At 64.5% G+C, this 18820-nt stretch carries 9 protein-coding genes; 6 read left to right on the forward strand and 3 right to left on the reverse strand.

All coding sequences use genetic code 11. From position 1 onward, the window contains the following. Positions 1-750 precede the first annotated feature (750 nt). From ASE88_RS01180 to ASE88_RS01190, 3 genes are all read right to left on the reverse strand, one after another. The gene (locus ASE88_RS01180) at positions 751-2037 is read right to left on the reverse strand and encodes an NAD(P)/FAD-dependent oxidoreductase (protein WP_235527640.1); all 1287 of its coding nucleotides are present in this window, start codon (positions 2035-2037) and stop codon (positions 751-753) included. 589 nt (positions 2038-2626) lie between these two features. After that, entirely contained in the window at positions 2627-3736 is a 1110-nt protein-coding gene (locus ASE88_RS01185; protein WP_056474439.1) for a Ca2+-dependent phosphoinositide-specific phospholipase C, read from the reverse strand. Next, positions 3736-6402 (reverse strand): TonB-dependent receptor, encoded by a 2667-nt coding sequence (locus tag ASE88_RS01190; RefSeq protein WP_200910119.1) that lies wholly within the window; start codon positions 6400-6402, stop codon positions 3736-3738. The genes ASE88_RS01185 and ASE88_RS01190 overlap by 1 nt, the downstream gene beginning before the upstream one ends. 210 nt (positions 6403-6612) lie before the next feature. On the opposite strand from ASE88_RS01190, the gene ASE88_RS01195 reads away from it, so the two are divergent. The 6 genes from ASE88_RS01195 to ASE88_RS01220 all read left to right on the forward strand — a co-directional run bounded on the left by ASE88_RS01195 (position 6613) and on the right by ASE88_RS01220 (position 18816). Next, complete coding sequence (locus ASE88_RS01195) at positions 6613-8772, forward strand: TonB-dependent siderophore receptor (RefSeq protein WP_235527643.1); 2160 nt, start codon at positions 6613-6615, stop codon at positions 8770-8772. Between the two features lie 106 nt (positions 8773-8878). Then, positions 8879-11362, forward strand: coding sequence for a PepSY domain-containing protein (locus ASE88_RS01200; protein ID WP_055880394.1), 2484 nt, complete (start codon positions 8879-8881; stop codon positions 11360-11362). 832 nt (positions 11363-12194) lie between these two features. Continuing rightward, entirely contained in the window at positions 12195-15413 is a 3219-nt protein-coding gene (locus ASE88_RS01205; RefSeq protein ID WP_082463448.1) for a TonB-dependent receptor, read from the forward strand. Continuing rightward, positions 15413-16264, forward strand: a complete 852-nt coding sequence (locus ASE88_RS01210; protein ID WP_235527651.1) for a SapC family protein — start codon at positions 15413-15415, stop codon at positions 16262-16264. Before ASE88_RS01205 ends, ASE88_RS01210 begins: the two co-directional genes overlap by 1 nt. 59 nt (positions 16265-16323) lie before the next feature. Beyond that, positions 16324-17301, forward strand: coding sequence for a cupin-like domain-containing protein (locus ASE88_RS01215; protein ID WP_321163388.1), 978 nt, complete (start codon positions 16324-16326; stop codon positions 17299-17301). 9 nt (positions 17302-17310) lie between these two features. Further along, on the forward strand, positions 17311-18816 hold the full coding sequence (locus ASE88_RS01220; protein ID WP_056474442.1) for a tryptophan halogenase family protein: 1506 nt from the start codon (positions 17311-17313) through the stop codon (positions 18814-18816). Positions 18817-18820 lie beyond the last annotated feature (4 nt).

Below are 18820 nucleotides of genomic sequence, written 5' to 3' on the forward strand. Positions count from 1 at the left end.
GTCAAACGCTTTCTTGCATATTTGTGGCAATTTTCTCCGGCTCGCGCGTTTCGACGCCCCACGGACCCCAGCGGCCAGGGCTGCGGCGATCGCCGTCAAGTAGTTGCCCCCCAGCGCTCTCCGCGCCGCCGATCGCCAAGCCCGGCGCGACGACGCCATACGTCGACCAGTGAGTGCCGGTGCCAGGGCGTCCCATGAGACCGCACCGTTGCTGGCATCGGCCCGCCATCATTGGCATCGCCGGGACCGAGAATATCGCAGGCAGCAGCAAGTATCGCGGTCGTCGCAGTAGCGAGACGATGGCGCGGCTCGCACTCCCGATCGAGCTTGCCGTCAAGCGATCGGCACGTCCACCCGTGCGAGCGGACTGGCTAACGCACTGAGCGGCACAGCCAAGGGCCCCGCGCTCCCCGTTACTGGGCGCTGGCAGTGCCACAGCCACGGCCATCAGATACGAAATTGCGCCACCACATAGATCACGACGATCGAGTCTTGGATGGAGTACGCGGCAAGCCGGGATAGCCTGAGGATCGGTGCGCAGGGCCGCGCTGGTCTATGCAGATCGAGATCACAGCCATCCGATGTCTGTTCCCCAGCAACCGCAGCGAGCGCCGGTGTCTTCGGATACGGGCTTGAGCAGCCGATATCCGTCTACCGATGCTAACGACATGCCTGGAAGGCCTTGTCCCAACCCGCAGTCGATATCCAACGTTTTGATTGCAAATAGGTCGACACGTTGAAAGTACGCGCTCAGGCTGGATCGAGCGCGATCGTCTTCAGCGGGATGTTGATATCGGCGAGTCTGGTCTTGTCCGGTGCGTGGCGGCCTGTAACGAGCGCCTTGCCCTGAACGTAATCCTTCGTGGCGTTGACGCAGTCGAGCGCGATGACATGGCCGCCCTTCAGATACAGGACCGAAAAGCTTCTCGCCGCAGGATCGCCGCGCAAAATCGCGTCGTCGAACCCGATTGAGAGCCCCACGGTCTGGAGACGCAAGTCATACTGGTTCGACCAGAACCAAGGCACGGCTCGATAAGGCTCGCCAATTCCGAGTATATGTTTGGCCGAGACATTGGCCTGATCATTTGCGTTCTGCACCGATTCCAGCCGGATGAGGGCGTGATCGGCAAACGCGTTGGCATGCAGCGCGCAGTCGCCGATCGCATAAATGTCGGGCAAGCTGGTCCGGCAATAGGCGTCGACCTCGACGCCGTCCCCACCAGCAGCGCCAGCCTCCAGCAGGGGGGCGACGGCGGGGGTGATGCCGATACCGACGATCACCATATCGGCGGGGAGGATCTCGCCATCGACCATGCGAACGCCGGTCACACGATTCTCGCCGAGGATATGGTCGACCCTCGCATTGACCCGCACCTCGACGCCATGGGCACGGTGCTCGGCCTCGTAAAAGCGTGACAGCGGTTCGCCGGCGACACGCGCCAACACTCGGTCGAGCGCTTCGAGCACGATCACCTGCTTATCGAGCTTCTTGGCAAGAACGGCTGCCGCCTCGAGGCCGATATAGCCGCCGCCAATCACGACTACATTCCGGGTGGCGTCGAGCTCACGAAAGATACGATCGACATCCGAGCGGGTACGGACACTGTGGACACCCCCAAGATCGTGACCGGCACAGGTAAGCTGCCGCGGCGTCCCGCCGGTTGCCCAGATCAGTCGTCCATAGGAGATCGTCGAGCCATCGGTCAGTTCGACACGGTGTGCATCCGCATCGACGCGCACCACCCGCTTGCCGAGCAACATTACGACATGGCGCTCATCCCAAAAATCGGGTTGTCGGATCAGAATCCGCACGAAGCTCTTCTCCCCCGAAAGATACTCCTTCGATAAAGGCGGCCGCTCATAAGGAAGCCCCGGTTCGTCGCCCAGCATGGCGATGGTGCCCGCGAACTTGCCTTGACGCAGCGCGATCGCCGCCTGCGCACCGCCATGCCCCGCTCCAACGATAAGCACGTCATACTGGACGGCCGCCATGCCAGCCGCATGCGAGGACACCACGTCGCCCGAAACCACCGTCATACACCCGTCCTTCAATCGAAGTTGATCAAACCACTATGACGGACCTCATACTCTTTCCAGTGTGCATCAATACGCGACGTCCCATAGCCGGCATCACGTTCGGGCACGATGACGGATGCCTGATGATGCCGTCGCGCGAGAGGTTCTGTAACAAGGTGAGCAACTCTCAGCCCCAACGCGCGCTTGGCACGATAACGGGGACTAAACGCGATGCCCCTGCGGCCAGCCGAAGGATGTGCGCCGCAATTCGAGCCTATCGGTCCTACCGCCCGCTGACGCAGGCGCTGTTCGATTTCTGCGCGTCGGTCTCCGGGAATATTTCGCCGCGATCGAAGCTGACATGTCCCCAATCTTGTTTCCCGAGACGTATCGCGCGCAGCTTTCCCCGCGCAACGGCACCCGTCTCATGCGGGCGCCGGTCGCCAAAATCATCAACGAAATTGACCAGATCATGCCGCGGCCACGCAATGGATGGCCGAGCTCAATCCTGACGCATACCGGATCTCGCATCCGAGACTTAGGTTTACCTACCAAGACGTTTGTTCGCGGGCGAAACAGTCCCGATCACGCGACGACGGCTAGGCCTGTGTCATGGTTTGACCGAGCAGGGTCCCCCAATCCAGATCGGATTGCACCGTGCCATCGCCCCCCCCGGCAACGTCACAGCAAAACCGAACGCCTGCGGATCAGGCGCACCCGGATAATAGTCGGTACTGACCGCCTGCGCACCGCTGTCGGCCGCTGCTTTCGCCTTGGTCAGGTCGTGGGTACGCGCTTCGACGGTGCCTGAGTCGGTCCGGGTCCGAACGATCACGCCGGCCTTCACCCAAGCGCGGATCCTGGCACCGTCGACCAGCGGATCCTGGACGATCTGGATCGCGCTTTCGGGCTCGCCATCGGGATACCAGCCGAACATGGCGCGCCCGCGCAGCGACCGATGCCCCGCGCGATAGGCATTCGAGACGGCCGGACGCACGTCGAACAGCACGTAGATTCGCCCGCGCGCGGCCTCCAGCGTCGGCCAACCGGACTCATGAATCGAGGCGGAGAGCGTTACCGCCCTGCCCCGGACCTCGTCCGGAACGATCAGCCGCCGCCCCGGTATCGCCTGCCGGATCTCGCGATCAAGCGCGTCAAGTAGCGCGGGATCTTCGAGCGGCAACGGTGCCGCGACCTGCGCGGGGGCCTGCGTATCGGCGGCATTGATCGTGATCATGATCGGCAGGTGCCGCGGGTGCGCGCGCGACCACGCATCGACCACGCCGAGGCACCGCCGCAGCGTCACGCAGGTCGAGATGTAATCGATGTCGGGGACGTGGAACACCTTATACCCTGGTCGCAGCATCGCCGCGCGGTCGAACGCGGTCTTCTCGCCCGCCACCTGCGCGAGACGTTCGCCCTTCGGATCCGCATAGCGCCCGCCCTTTGGATCGGCGAAGATGTCGATCTCGATCTGGCGCACGCCGGAATCGAGCTGCGCGGCGAGCGGCAGATGATAATAATCGAGCGCCGCCGCGGTCTTCGGATCGCGCCGCCTGAGCTCGGCCATCACCGCGTCCGGGATCTTGGGCTTGAAGCTGTTGTGCGAACCGACGACCTGGACGTCGTTCATCCGGGCCGGGGCGCGATCGGGTTTGGCGGCCTGGGTCGAGCCGCCGATCGACAGCGCGGCGAGCAGCGCGATGTGTGCGATCCGCATCAGAATTCCGCCCGCACGCCGAACAGCACGGTCCGGCCCCAATAGTTGATCTCGCCGAACCGCACGTCCTTGTCGTTGTAGGTGTAGAGATGCGCCCCCGACAGGTTGATCGCCTCCAGGCTGACGGTCACGCGGTCGCTCGCCTTGACCGAGATGTTGCCGTCGAGCGATCCGAACGGCGCGGTATAGACCGGCGCCTGCGTCGTGCTGCCGGTGCCCGACAGATACCGGTCGCGCCACACATAGGACAGCCGGGTCGAGATTGGCCCCTTCTCGTAGAAGCCGGTGACGTTGGCGCTGTTCTTCGACAGCCCGATGAGTTCGTCGCGGATCGGCCGCGCGCCCGCGGTGTAGTTCGCCTTGACCGAGGTGTGCGTATAGGACGCCTGAAGCCCAAGCCCGTCGAACGGCGCGGGCAGGAAGGTGAGCACCTGGTTATACGCCGCCTCGACGCCGTAGACCTTCGCGTCGCCGCCGTTCACCTGCGTCGACAGCAGCACCGTGCCGCGACCGGGGATGTCGATATTGACGTTCTGCTGCGTGATGTAATCGTCCATCGCCTTGTAGAACACCGCGCCCGTCAGCGAACCTTCGCGGTTGAAATACCATTCGAGCGATCCGTCGAACTGCGTCGCCAGAAACGGCACCAGCTGCGGGTTGCCGCCGCCAGCGGTCGGCGCGTCGGTCGACACGGTGATGCGTGGTGCGCTGTCGGTGACGTTGGGGCGCGTGAGCACGCGGCTCGCGGCCAGGCGCCCGACCAGGTCGTGCGTCAGCTCGGCGCGCAGGTTGAAGCTCGGCAGCCAGTTGTTGAACGTCTTGGGAAAGCTTGCCGGCGTCGCGACATTGCCCGTCGTCAGCGTGCCGCTCGCGACCTGATCGGTATGGACGTAGCGCACGCCGATATTGCCAGTGACCGGCACCGCGCCGACATCGAAGCCGTAATCGGCGCGGGCATAGGCGCCCCAGATCTTTTCCTTCACGACGAACGACGAGCGGAGATCGCCCGCGGTCAGCGGCGATCCCTGGACCGCATGCGTGAAGAACGCGTCGAGATAAGCCTGCGTCACGGGGACGAGGAACTGGCGTATCGTGTTGCCCGCCACGCCTTTCAGAAAATCATCGTACGGCAGCTGTTCGTAGGCGCCCGCCCCCAGCGACGACAGCGGCGTGTTGGCGGCCGGGTTGACGTTGAAATCGCGGCGGAAATAGTCGCGCTTGCGCCAGTGATATTCGCCCCCCGCCGCCAGCTTGGTGACGAACCCGTCGAAGTCGTGCGACAGATCGGCACGCGTATAGAAATCCCAGTCCTTGCTGTCCTTGGGCGCGATGTTGAACTGGTATAGCTGGTAATTGGCGGGATTGGTCGCGTCGACCGGCGTCGTGAAGGTCGGGATCGTCTTGTACCCGGCCGATCCGTCATAGGTCAGCGGCGCGAAGAACATCGCGCGGCTGCGCACCGTGCCCTCGTTGTAGTTCGGGTGATAGCTGTGCGCGCTCGACCAGTTCACCGCGCCCGACGCATGCCAGGCATCCGAATCCCAGGTCTGCCGCAGCGCGATGTTGAGCAGGTCGTGGCGGTTGAGGCTGTATTCGCGCGACGCCATGAAGCGCACATCGTTGATCGTCGCGGCGACCACCGTATCGCCGTCGAGCTTGACGCTGGAGGGCACGATCACCGGGCGATGCCCGGCCACGCTCGCATCGTCGGGATAGATGTCGAGCCCGAACTCGTCATAGGCGACGTCGAGCCGGGTCGCGAGAATGTCGAGCGTCGTCTCGAACTCGGCGTTCGGCTTCCACTGCGCGGACACCATGCCCGAGATGCGCTTGCGATCCTCCGTCTCGATCGTCGGCCGCGTGCGCGTCGGCGTGTAGAGGCCGGGGGCGAGACCGCCCGAGGCGGGGGCGGTGAACTTGTCGAGGTTCCACCCGAAGTTCAGGAAGCGATCGTTGCGGACCGCCTTCTGCCAATATTGCGCGCCCGCCAGGATGCCGAACGTGCCGCTGGCATTGGTCGCGCTGGTGATGACCGTCGCGTTCGGCTTCACCTTGTCGGTCTGGCTCGTATAGGTGCCGCGCAGGTTGAGCGTCGTCTTGTTGCCGACGTCGAGCGGGTGGAACGTCTTGACGTCGATGTTACCGCCCAGCGCGCCCTCGGTCATGTTGGCGGTCGGCGTCTTGACGACGTCGATGCTCGAGGTGAACTCGGCTGGCAGCATCTCGAACCGGAATTGGCGACCGTTCGCGCCGCCATTCTCGATCAGGTCGTTCAGCGCGACCGGGCTGCCGTTGAGCAGGGTGGTCTGGAACTGCGGCCCCAGCCCGCGCACGCTGACATACAGGCCCTCGCCGCGCGGTCGCGTGATCGTCACGCCGGGGACCATCTGCAGCGCCTCGGCGACGTTCTGCGTCGGGAACTTGCCGATGTCGGTCGAGCTGATCGAGTCGACGCCGTACGCCGCGAGACGCTTGGTCTCGGTCGCGGCGCGCAGGCTGCGGGCGTAGCTGCCGGTGACGACGATCTCGCCAGTCTCGTCGGTCTGCGACGCGGCGGACTCGGCGGGTGGCGCGACAGCGGGACGCTCCTGCGCCTGTGCACCGGTCGTGCTTGAAACCAGGATGAGTGAACCCGAGGCCAACAACAGGCCCTTGACCATACGCATTGAAACTGTCCCCGGCGGCGACGCTGCCACTGAGGGGGCCACTAGGTGGACTCCGCGTCATTGCGGCGAACGAACGGAGACAGTCCCATTACGCGGCATATTATCGTGTCGCGCAAACACCGACACGCGGCGCCGGCACCGCGGAGTTATTGCTATTGCGAACCTTTCTCAAATTCCGTAGGTGCGAAGCGCTGTCAGGGGAATTTCTTCGTGCGTCTCACTTCAACTTGCCTGATTGCCGTGGCGGGGCTCGCGATACCGTACAGCGTTGCCGCGCAGACACCCCCGTCGCATGGCGGGCGCGATCAGGAGATCGTCGTTACCGCCCGCGCATCGCCCACCCCCAGCGAGGCGGACGATCGATACAAGCCAACGCCCGACGCATCGACGCTGCGGTCCGCGGCGTCACCGCTCGATACACCGCAGTCGGTAAACGTCGTGCCCGCGCAGGTTATCCGCGATCAGCGCCCGCGCTATCTCGACGATGTCCTGACCAACGTCAGCGGGATCACGCAGGGCAACACGCTGGCCGGGACGCAGGACACGGTGCTCAAGCGCGGCTTCGGCGGCAACCGCGACGGTTCCGTCATGCACAACGGCACGCCGGTGGTACAGGGCCGCGCGTTCAATGCCGCTACGCAAAGCGTCGAGGTGCTCAAGGGCCCCTCCTCGCTTCTCTACGGGATCATGGATCCGGGCGGGGTCATCAACGTCGTCAGCAAGAAACCGCTGCTCGATACGCATCTCACCGTCGCGCTGACCGGATCGAGCTATGCCGCCGGCCGGTCCGGGCTGGAGGGCATGGCCGACCTGACCGGATCGCTCGGCGGGAATTTCGCCGCGCGCCTCGTTGTCGATCATCAGGACGAAGACTATTGGCGCAATTTCGGCGAGCGCCGCGATACGCTGATCGCGCCGTCGCTCGCCTGGTACGGGCCGCGCACGCAGGCGGTGCTCTGGTACGAATACCGGAAATTCGACTATCCGTTCGATCGCGGCACCGCGCTCGATCCGCGCACGCTGACGCCGCTTGCCGTACCACGCCGACAGCGGCTCGACGATCTGAACAACAGGATGGCCGGGTCGAGCCACCTCGTCCAACTCGCGGTAGATCACCAGCTCGGCGGCGGCTGGGCAGCGCACTTGGCCTCGAGCTACAACAGCGAGACCTACGACGCAGGACAGCTCCGCGTGTCCGGCGTCAACGTCGCGCGGGGCACTCTCACGCGCAGCAACGATGCCACGCTCGGATCGCTCGGCACGGACGCCTATGCCCAGGCCTATGTCGATGGGGCGTTCGGAATGCTGGGTCTCGACCACCAGGTGATCGTCGGAATTGAGTTCGAATACCGGCGCTATTACCGCCGCGACCTGATCCGCCAGCCCGTCCGCTCGACGTTCAGCTATGGGAACCCGGTGTACGGACTGGAGGCATTCCCCTCGGCGGTCTCGGCCAGCGACAGCGATCAGACCGACCGCCTCTACAACTACTCGCTGTTCGCACAGGATTCGATTCCTTTCGGCGACCGCTGGATCGTCAGCGCCGGCGGACGTCTGGTCGGCTTCGACCAGCGCGCCGGACGCGGCCGCCCGTTCGTCGCCAACACCGACCTCACCGCATGGGAATTCGTGCCGCAGGCCGGGCTCGTCTGGAAAGCCGCGGACGTCGTTTCGCTCTATGCGAGCTATACGCGTTCGCTCAAGCCGACGTCGACGATCGCACCGCTCGCCAGCGGCGTCACGATCGGATCCGGGTTCGCCCCCGAACGCGGGCGCTCGTTCGAAGTCGGCGCCAAGCTCGACATCCCCGACCGGATCACCGCGACGCTGGCGCTGTACGACATCGACAAGCGCAATGTGCTCGTGTCGCAGTTCAACACGGCCACGGGCCTGACCGAGTATCGGGCCGCGGGCCGAGCGATCTCGCGCGGCGTCGAGTTCGACGTGTCGGGACGGATCACCAGGACGCTGAGCGTGATCGGCAGCTATGCCCATACGCACGCCCGCACCACCGAGGACCCGGTCTTCGCAGGCAAGCAACTCGCCAACGTCGCACCGCATACCGCATCGCTGTCGGCCGCCTACGCAGTCGGCCCGATCGCCGGCGACGACAACCTGCGTCTGGGTGGCGGTGCGCGCTATGTCGCGCAGCGGCCGGGCGACAGCGCCAACAGCTTCCGGTTGCCGGGTTACACCGTCGCCGACGCGTTCGTGACCTATGACACGGTGCTGGCGGGAAAAGCGGTGACGTTCCAGTTCAATCTGAAGAACGTCTTCGACCGGACCTATTACACGTCCGCGGTCAACGTCTACGGCGTAGCGATCGGCGATCCGCGGCGGGCGATCGGCACGATGAGTTTCCGACTGTGACGACAAGCGTCGCGGTTGTTGCGCTCGGTTTCGGCCGCGCCTCGCCGGTAGCGCCGGCAGGCGTCCGCCTGCTCTATGCCGCCCTTGACGGGGCGGTGGGCGCACGATGACTCGCCGCATTCTGTTCCAGATCCACTGGTTCCTCGGCATCACCGCGGGGTTCGTGCTCGTGCTGATGGGCGTCACGGGCGCGATGATGAGCTTCGAGGACGAGATCATGGCGGCGCTCAGCCCTGGCGTCGTCACGCTGTCCCCCTCGCCGCTCCCCCGCCTGTCGCCAGACCAGATCATCGCCGCCGCTTCGGACCAGCGGGACGGTGCACGCGTGACGCAGCTCGTGATCGATCGCGATCCGACGCGGGCGGCCGAGGTGACGTTCGCGCCGCCGAAGGGCGTCCGTCGTGGACCGCACCTGTTCGTCGATCCGCGCACAGGCGTGCTGCTCGGCCCGGCGACCGGCGAGACAGTCTTCCGCACGGTCATGGACCTGCACCGCTGGCTCGCGCTGCCCGGCGGACCCAACGGCATCGGCCGACAGATCACCGGGTTCGCGGCGCTGTCGCTGATCTTCTTCGCGCTGTCGGGGCTGTATCTGCGCTGGCCGCGGCGCGCGCTCGACTGGCGATCCTGGCTCGTGCTCGACCTGCGCAAGACCGGGCGCAACCTGTATCGCACGCTGCACGCGGTGATCGGCGGCTGGCTGGTCGTCTTCTACCTGCTCAGCGCGCTGACCGGTCTGACCTGGTCGTATGACTGGTATAAGCGCGGTGCGACCTATGTGCTGACGGGCAAGGCCGCCAAAGGCGACGAGCGCCGCGGCGAGCCGTCCGTCACCCCTCCCGCACCCGCGCCGGTATTGGCGCCGGCATGGGCCCGGTTCACGGCTAGCGAAGGGTCGCACTTCGCCTGGGTTGCGATCACGGTTCCGAGCGGCGACAAGCCCGTCGTCATGCGCGTGCTGCCACGCGGCGCGCGGTTCGATCGGATGACCGACGACCTGCGCTTCGATGCGACGACAGGCGCGCTCGTGAAAGCCGACCGCTACGCGAAGCGCGGATCGGGCGCGACGATAGCGGCGAATTTCTATGCGCTGCATACGGGCGCCTTTTTCGGCCTCGTCGGCCGCATCCTGCTGTTCGCGAGCAGCCTCACTATGCCGGTGTTCGCCGTCACCGGCCTGCTGCTGTATCTCGCACGGCGGCGGTCGAAGCGCGCGCTGAAGGCAGTATCGGCGTCGACGATCCCATCGACCGGCACGTCAGGCAGCGACATGCTCGTGGTCTACGCCTCGCAGACCGGCAACGCCGAACGGATCGCTCGGTTAAGCGCTGCGGCCTTCCCCGGCGCGAGCGTTCGCGCGCTGGCGACGCTGGACCAGGATAGCCTGCGCGCCGCCGCCCGCGCGCTGTTCGTCGTCGCGACCTATGGCGAGGGCGACGCCCCCGATCGCGCCCGCAAGTTCGCGGCGACGATGATGGCGGCCCCGATCGATGTTGGCACGCTGGACTATGCGGTACTTGCGCTCGGTGATCGCGAATATCCCGATTTCTGCGCGTTCGGGCATCGCGTCGATGCGTGGCTGCATGCCAGTGGTGGACGGCGGCTGTTCGACCGGGTCGATCGCGACGATGCGGACATCGATGCCGAGCGGCATTGGCAACAACAGCTGTCGGCGATCGCCGGCGCCGCGATCCAGCCCGACTGGCAACGCCCAGCCTATGCCCCGTGGACGCTGGTGGCGCGCGACCACGTCAATCCCGGCAGCCCGGGCGGGGCGGTCTACCGGATCGTGCTGATTCCGGATGCACCGGCCGACTGGACGCCCGGCGCGATCGCCGAGGTATTGCCGCGTCACGATCCAGCCCGCGTCGACCGATGGTTGGTGGGCGTCGGACGATCCGACGAGCCTGGATTGCGCGAAACGCTGATGGACAAGATGCTGCCCGACGTCCGCGACGTCGACGGCAGCGAGGCCCCGTTCCAGGCGCTCGCGCACCGCGACTATTCGATCGCCTCGATCGCGACGTCGGGCACGGTGGAACTTCTGGTCCGCGCCTGCGCCGCGTCAGATGGCGCGCTCGGGATCGGCTCCGGCTGGCTGACGCATGTCGCACCGATCGGCGGGACGGTCTTGATGCGGCTCCGTGAGAATCCGGGATTTGCGAACGCCGATCCCGCCGCGCCCATCATCTTGATAGGTAACGGCACCGGACTGGCCGGGCTAATGGCGCACCTGCGTGATCGCGCGGCCCGCGGCGGTGCGCCCGCATGGCTGCTATATGGCGAGCGATCGCGTGCGCACGACCGACCCTACGCGACGGAATTGGCGGCGCTCGTCAGCGACGGGACATTGGCGCGGGTCGATCGCGCCTTCTCGCGCGACGCGGATTGCGGTCGCTACGTCCAGCATCTCGCTGCCGATGCCGCCGACGAGATTGTCGACTGGGTGGCTCGCGGCGCCGTTCTGTACGTATGCGGCAGCCTCGCCGGGATGGCGAGTGCGGTCGACGCCACGTTGCGCGTCATTCTTGGCGATGCGCGATTGGAAGCGATGGCTGAAACAGGGCGCTATCGCCGGGATATCTATTAGCCAGAACGCCATGCCGAATGCGTCGGCGGCCGGGATCGTTCGCGGTTGCACATTCGCCATGAAGCTGCAGCCAAGGCATATCCCGGTGAGCGCCAGTCTTTGGGCAGCCCACCGTGTTGCGAACGGTGATCTTACCATGCGCGATCGGTCTGTTGCTTCACCATGTCGCGACGCGCCGCAAACTGTTGATACCGGCTCGGTTTGCCTCTGGTGATCTCGGCCCTCCTTGACGCAATGCCACGCGACGGACGGCATGCTCCGCTTGGCTGACGCGACATCCCTGGTTCGCCAGCACCTCTGGCCGCCATCGAGATATCGCTATCATTGTGATATTTGATACCCGCACGCTGGATTACAGATTGGGCATTTCAATGACGTAAACGATATCGACAGCGGCCGTGCCGGGTATCCTGGCTATGAACAGGCTAACGCCATCCGACAGTGTCAATAGGCCTTTCAACGCCCGATAGCTGCCCCTTCCACTACTTTAATTTAAATCAATATCGACTTGATTATTGCTCTGATGGATGATGGACCGCTGCCGCAACAAAGTCGTGCCCAATATACCACACAGGGCAAATAATCTCCTCCCGACATTGGTATACCATTTCTTTCCGCTGGTGAGTCTCTTGGGTTTCGAAAGGGTAACGCCTTTGGAATCAAGCCGATTCACATAAGTTACCCAGGTAGAATGCGGGAATACAACTACGTCGACCGCCTAGCTCTACGTGACCGGTGTTGACATCATCTAGCTAGATGGTAGCCCTATCATACACGGCAACGACCGTGTGCACTCCGGCCGGAACAGGCAGGCCGGGATAGGGGAGGATTTATGATCAAATTTCCGCGCGCGCTCGCGCATTCGGTATCGACGATCGCCGTCGTTGCTGGCTTGGCAGCGTCGGGTACGGCCACCGCACAGACTGGCGCCATGCCGGCGGGCACCGCTCAGACCGATCAGGGCACTCAAACCACCACCGCGCCCCAGACCGTCCAGCAGACGCGGCCAGACTCGGCGCCTGCGACGGCGCCCCTGGGTGACGGCACGGCCGGGACGACCGAAGATATCGTCGTCACCGGCATCCGCGCCAGCCTCGACCGCGCAATCGACATCAAGCGCAATTCCGCGGGCGTCGTCGACGCCATCTCAGCGGAAGATATCGGCAAGTTCCCCGACACCAACCTGGCGGAATCGCTGCAGCGGATCACTGGCGTATCGATCACCCGCGCCAACGGCGAAGGCTCGCAGGTCGCGGTGCGCGGGTTCAGCGGGGGCTTCAACCTCGTGACGCTGAACGGTCGGCAGCTCGCATCGACGAGCATCGATACCAGCACCGGCAACGCCTTCGCGGTCGGTACCGGCCGCTCCTTCGACTTTCAGAATCTCGCGTCCGAAGGCGTCGCCACGCTCGAGGTCTACAAAACCGGCCGCGCCAACATCCCGTCGGGCGGCATCGGCGCTGCGATCAACGTCGTCACGCGCCACCCGCTCGACGCACGCGAAGACGGCCTGTCGGGTTCGATCGGCGCCAAGGCGCTGTACGACAGCTCGGTGGAGAAGGCTGAGGCCAATCTCAAAAAGGTCACGCCCGAGCTTTCGGGTCTCATCAACTGGAAGAACCCGAGCGAAACCTTCGGGGTCAATCTGTTCGGCAGTTATCAGCTTCGCGAGTCGGCGTCGGTTCAGTCCAATCCGAATTATTGGAACATCGTTTCCCTCAACAATTTCCTGAATACGACGACGTATATCAGCCCGACCACAAACATCACGAACCGTCCCACGACGGCGTACGTCCAGATCCCGAACGATAGCCGCTACCAGTTTTCCGAGAACCGACGCGAGCGTCTCAACGGTCAGGCGAACATCCAGTTCAAGCCAACGGATCGGCTGGAGATCACGATCGACGGCCTGTATGCCCGCAACAAGCTGAGCGACGAGCGCAGCGAGCAGACCAACTGGTTTCAGCGGCCGTTCAGCGACATCACGTTCGACGACAACAAGCAGATGCAGTCCGCGATCATCCTCGCCGAGGCCAAGCAGGCGGACAAGGGGTACGAGCAGCAGCGTTTCGCAACGAAGACCGAGCTATACTCGGTCGGCGGCAATTTGAAGTGGAACTTCACGGATGCGCTGTCGCTGAAGCTCGATGCGAACCACTCCAAATCCACGACCGATCCTGACAATGCGAACGGAACGTCGGCAACGACGATATCGATCGGTGCCCCCGTGCGCGCGACGCATAAGGTCGATTTCTCCAATGGCTTCCCGCAACAGTCGGAGACTCTGAACGATTGCAACGCGACCAACGGTGGCCGTGGCGGCAACTGCAACAACGTGCTGGACATCGGCGACGTGGGTACGCAGATCGCGCGGGAGATCTTCTCGAGACAGGAATCGAGGATCAACCAGTACAACGCGGAACTGGGCTGGGATCTGGGCAACGAAAGCCGGTTCGTCGTGGGCGGCAACTATGTCGACGCCAAGATCCACTCGACGAGCTCGAACACGGAACAGCTTCTCGGCGACTGGGGCATCACGGATACCGGTATTGTCGACCGGCTCGCGGGCGACCTTGTCAGCACCTATTGCCTGACCTGCAAGTTCGACAAGTACAACCCCAACTCGACCGGGTCGGCGCTGGTCGCATTCCGGGGCGACGCGGTCGATCTGCTCGACATCTTCTCGCCATTTTATGAGAACGTTCCTGGTCGCAACAAAGTGGAGCGGGCATCGTCGGACAACACGGTGGGGGAGAAGACGTGGGCGATCTATGGTCAGATGGCCTGGCACGGCGACATCGGCGGACGCACGGCCAATGCTCTGATCGGCGTCCGCTACGAGCAGACACGGGTGAACTCGCTGGCTCTCCAGACGATCCCGTCGGCCTTGGAATGGCAGTCGGATAATGACTTTGCCGTCCTCGGCGGCGCGGCGGGCGGCGCAGTGAACGTCAAGTCGAAATATGACAATCTGCTGCCATCGCTCGACTTCAATATCGAAGTGCTCGACAACGTGGTTGCGCGTACGTCGTTTAGCCGGACGCTGGCGCGCGCGGATTATGGCAGCCTGTTCGCGTCCGTCACGGCCAACGCACCAACCCGTCCAACCGCGCTGGGCTCAGGATCAGCACCGGCAAACCGGCAGAACCCGGCATTGTTGCCGCTGGTTTCGGACAATTTCGACGTGTCGGTCGAGTGGTATTACAAGCCGACGAGCTTCGTGTCGGTCGGGTTCTTCAACAAGAACGTGCGCAACTTCGTCGGCAATCAGGTAAGCAACGGCAACCTCTTCGGATTGCGCGATCCCGGTTCGGGTGCGCCCGGAACGCGGTCCGGCACGGCGCTGGACTATCTCAGGACTAACAATATCGCCACCACCGACGAAAACCTGTTCGCCTACACCGCGCTGTTGCAGCAGAATGCCGGAAACCAGGCGGCGGCGACCGCGGCGTTCCAGAACGGGTTTGACGCCGCCACGGGCAAATTTCGCGGTACGTTCTACACCGATCTTGCGCTGGCCGTTAACCTGGTCGGCGATGCTCAGGATCCGCTCGTCAACTTCGCGATCAGCGAGCCGATCAATAACCGCGACGCCAACATCCACGGGTTCGAAGTCGCCTGGACCAATTTCTTCGGGCAATCCGGCTTCGGTTTTGCGGTCTCGTACACCAAGGTCAGCGGTGACGTGAATGTTGATCCCTATGCCGATCCGAACGTCAATATCTTCGCTCTTACCGGGCTTGGCGACAGCGCCAACCTGACTGCGATCTACGACAAGGGGGGTATCTCGGCGCGCGTCTCGTACAACTGGCGCGACAAGTATCTGGCGGCCACCAACCAGGGCGACAACCGCAACCCACTGTTCACCGCGGCGTTCGGTACGCTGGACGGCAGCATCAGCTACGACGTCACACCGGCCTTTTCGGTGTCGCTCGAAGCCGTCAATTTGACGAGCGAGCCATTCCGTCAATATGGCCGGACCGAGACCAACCTGGTGTATGTGCAGGAGCTTAAGCCACGCTTCTATCTCGGTGCGCGCTACCGCTTTTGATGCCTGCAGGCGTGGATTTCGGTCCACTTCCGGCTAGGAAGAAAGGCCGCCGCAACGAGCTGCAGCGGCCTTTTTCTTTTGTCGGTCGCCATCGCGCTGATAGACCTTATGGAAAAGCGGAACCGGAGCGGATGAACCTCGTACAGCTCAACAATATCGACCATGCCGAATTGCGTATCACCCCCCGCGCGGGGGCCGCGTTCGGCGACGCCGCCAATCAGGCGCTGATTTTTCCCGCCGAGTTCGAGCAGGTGCAGCGCGAGTTCGCCATCGTCTTCCGTCGTCGCGACGAGGGCATGCAGGCCTATGCGCTGCTCGGCCTGGACCGCGACGAGAACCTCTTTCTCGCCGACGACCATTGGACGAGCCGTTATGTGCCCGCCAGTCATCAGCGCGGCCCCTTCTCGATCGGGATCGTCCGCGCGCCCGGCGATGCGATCGACGAGCCGATGCTGCAGGTGGATCTTGACGACCTGCGCGTCGGCGAGGATGCTGGCCTGCTGCTCTTCCTCGAGCATGGCGGCAACACGCCGTACCTCGATCATGTCACGGGCGTGTTGCGCCTGCTGTACGAGGGGATGAACACCGCGCCGGCCGCCTATGCCGCACTCGACGAAGCGGGCCTCCTGACGCCGGTGACGCTGACCGTCGATGTAAGCGAAGAGCGTCGCTACACGATTCCCGACGTGCTCGTCGTCGACATAGAGCAGATGGCCGCGCTGACGGGCGACCCGCTCGAGCGGCTGCATGCCTCGGGCGTACTGCGTCTCGCCATCCTCGCCGCAGCGTCGCTCGGCAATATCCAGCAGTTGATTGCCCGCAAGCAGCCGCTGCTGAACCAGTTCGGTTGAGCGCGGTGTCGGGTAGCACGCGCCGTACGCGTGTGATCGAAGGCGAGGACGCGGCCAGCGTGCCCATTGCCGATCTCATCGCCGACGGCCGCCCGGTGATCCTGCGCGGGATCGCGCGCGACCTGCCGCTGGTTGCCGTCGGGCTGGAAGGCGCAATGCCGGCGATGACGTGGCTCAAACAGTTCGACGGGGGGCGTCCTGTCACGGCGTATCTGGGCGATCCGGCGATCGGCGGCCGCTTCGCCTATGCCGACGATTGCGCGGCGCTGAACTTCAAGCGGGAGAGCGGGTCGCTGTCCGGCTATCTTGATCAGATCCTCGCCGACCTCGGCAATCCGGACGCGCCCGCCATCTATATCGGCTCGACCGACATCGATCTGTATCTGCCGGGCCTTCGCGCGGAGGCGGCGTTGCCGTTCGGCGATCCGCAGCTCGCCGAGCACCCACCGCTGGTCAGCATCTGGATCGGCAATCGGACCATCGCCTCGACACATTACGACATGTCGAACAACCTAGCATGCTGCATCGTCGGCCGGCGGCGCTTCACGCTGTTCCCGCCGGAGCAGGTTGCCAACCTCTATCCCGGACCGCTGGAGCCGACGCCCGGCGGACAGGTCGTCAGCATGGTCGACCTCCGCGCCCCCGATTTCGACCGCTACCCGCGCTTCGCCGAGGCGCTGGCGCACGCCGAGGTCGCCGAACTCGAGCCGGGCGACGTGCTGCTCTACCCGGCCTTGTGGTGGCACAATGTCGAGGCGCTCGACGCGTTCAACGTGATGATCAACTATTGGTGGAACGCGGTGCCGCGGTTCATGGATACGCCGATGAACACGCTGCTCCACGGCCTGTTGTCGCTGCGCGACCGGCCCGATCACGAGAAGCAGGCGTGGCGCGCGATGTTCGACCATTATGTCTTCGGTCCCGCGGACCAAGCCCGAGCGCACCTGCCCGAGCTTGCACAAGGCGAGCTCGCGCCGCTGGATGCGATGTCGGCGCGGCGGTTGCGCGCCAAAATCCTCCAGCGCATCAATCGATAGGAGCGGATCATGACCGAGCAGCGCGTCAAGAAAGTGGTCATCGCCGGCGGCGGCACCGCGGGCTGGCTCGCCGCCGCCGCGCTGTCGCGACAATTGGGGCAGTTGCTCGACATCACGCTGGTCGAATCCGACGAGATCGGCACGATCGGAGTCGGCGAAGCGACGATCCCGACGATGCGGTCCTTCCACGCGATCCTGGGCCTCGACGAGCGCGAATTCATGCGCGCGACGCAAGCCACGTTCAAGCTCGGCATTTCGTTCGAGAACTGGGCGCGCGACGGCGATCGCTACATCCATTCGTTCGGCGACCTCGGCAAATCAACGTGGATGGGCGATTTCCACCATTTCTGGCTTGCCGCCAAGGCCGCGGGCGATCCGAGCGAGATCGGCGACTATTGCCTGGAGCTTCAGGCGGCCAAGGCGGAGCGGTTCGCCTTGCCGTCCGAAGGCGAGATCCACTACGCCTATCACCTCGATGCAGGACTTTATGCCCGCTTCCTACGCGCGCGTAGCGAGGCCAACGGGCTGAAGCGGATCGAGGGCCGCATCGCCAGCGTCGACCGCGACGGCGAAACCGGATTCATACGCGCGCTCGTCCTCGACTCGGGCGAGCGGGTTGAAGGCGATCTGTTCATCGACTGCACCGGGTTTCGCGGGCTGCTGATCGAGGGCACCTATGCCGCCGGGTATGAGGACTGGTCGCACTGGCTGCCCACCAACAGCGCGCTGGCCGTGCAAAGCGCGGCGACCGGCCCCGCGCATCCCTACACCCGCGCGATCGCGCATGACGCAGGCTGGCGCTGGCGGATCCCGTTGCAGCACCGCGTGGGCAACGGGCTGGTCTATGCCAGCGACCACCTGTCCGACGATGAAGCGCATGCGAGGCTGCTCAGCGCGATCGACGGTGCGCCGCTGACCGAACCGCGGCTGATCCGTTTCCGCACCGGTCGCCGGCGGCAGGTGTGGATGGGGAACTGCGTCGCGCTCAGCCTCGCCAGCGGGTTCGTCGAGCCGCTCGAATCGACCAGCATCCACCTCGTCATGACCGGCGTCACCCGGCTGATGCAGGCGTTTCCGTTCGGCGGTATCGCGCCCGCGGCGGTGACGCGGTTCAACGAGCAGGCGCAGGCCGAGCTGGAGCGGGTGCGCGACTTCATCGTCCTCCATTATCACCTGAACGAACGGACCGAGCCCTTCTGGGCGGCGCGCCGGGATATGCCGATCCCCGCCACGCTGGTCGAGCGCATCGCGCTGTTCGCTGAGGCCGCGCAGGCCTATCAGGGTGGCGAGGACCTGTTTCGGGTGGCCAGCTGGGTGCAGGTGATGCTCGGCCAGCGGCTTGCTCCGCGCGATCACCACCGCTTGGGCAGCATCATGGGTGGCGCGCAGCTCGCCGGCGTGTTGACCAACATCCGCAGCACCATCGCGGACGCGGTCGCCGGCATGCCAATGCACCAGCAATTTCTCGATCGTTACCTTCCGGCACCGGCCGTCAGCGCCGCCCAAATTCGGTAGGTGA

Source organism: Sphingomonas sp. Leaf38 (assembly GCF_001421825.1).
GTDB lineage: Bacteria > Pseudomonadota > Alphaproteobacteria > Sphingomonadales > Sphingomonadaceae > Sphingomonas.

What these genes read in the sequence shown, in the direction of transcription:
- ASE88_RS01180 (WP_235527640.1), bottom strand. Translation starts at nt 2,037, where the DNA reads ATGACGGTGGTTTCGGGCGACGTGGTGTCCTCGCATGCGGCTGGCATG.
- ASE88_RS01185 (WP_056474439.1), bottom strand. Translation starts at nt 3,736, where the DNA reads ATGCGGATCGCACACATCGCGCTGCTCGCCGCGCTGTCGATCGGCGGC.
- ASE88_RS01190 (WP_200910119.1), bottom strand. Translation starts at nt 6,402, where the DNA reads ATGCGTATGGTCAAGGGCCTGTTGTTGGCCTCGGGTTCACTCATCCTG.
- ASE88_RS01200 (WP_055880394.1), top strand. Translation starts at nt 8,879, where the DNA reads ATGACTCGCCGCATTCTGTTCCAGATCCACTGGTTCCTCGGCATCACC.
- ASE88_RS01205 (WP_082463448.1), top strand. Translation starts at nt 12,195, where the DNA reads ATGATCAAATTTCCGCGCGCGCTCGCGCATTCGGTATCGACGATCGCC.
- ASE88_RS01210 (WP_235527651.1), top strand. Translation starts at nt 15,413, where the DNA reads ATGCCTGCAGGCGTGGATTTCGGTCCACTTCCGGCTAGGAAGAAAGGC.
- ASE88_RS01220 (WP_056474442.1), top strand. Translation starts at nt 17,311, where the DNA reads ATGACCGAGCAGCGCGTCAAGAAAGTGGTCATCGCCGGCGGCGGCACC.